Genomic DNA, 407 nt, shown 5'->3' with positions numbered 1-407 from the left:
TACGTGTTGTGGTCAACGATGTCGTGGCCTTCACGGTTGAATTGTGCAGCCAGTGCTTTTTCAGCCAACGCCATACCCACTGCGTTGGTGATACCTTGACCCAGTGGACCCGTGGTGGTTTCGATACCCGGTGCGTAACCGTATTCTGGGTGGCCTGGGGTTTTCGAGTGCAGTTGACGGAAATTTTTCAGGTCGTCGATAGACAACGCATAACCGGACAGGTGCAGCAGAGAGTAAATCAGCATAGAGCCGTGGCCGTTTGACAGCACGAAGCGGTCACGGTCAGCCCACTCTGGGTTTTGTGGGTTGTGGTTCAGGTGGTCACGCCACAGGACTTCGGCAATATCTGCCATGCCCATAGGGGCACCTGGGTGGCCTGAATTGGCTTGTTGTACACCGTCCATGCT

Annotated in this window: 1 pseudogene; it reads right to left on the bottom strand. The window is 55.0% G+C overall.

What is annotated here, in order from left to right:
* A pseudogene (locus LRP49_RS25185) lies at window positions 1–407 on the bottom strand (transketolase); the annotation flags it as partial.

It is taken from the genome of Enterovibrio qingdaonensis (genome assembly GCF_028683135.1).
Lineage (GTDB): Bacteria > Pseudomonadota > Gammaproteobacteria > Enterobacterales > Vibrionaceae > Enterovibrio > Enterovibrio qingdaonensis.
Note: the sequence above shows the minus strand (reverse complement) of the source record. Positions and strands in the feature narration are given on the sequence as shown.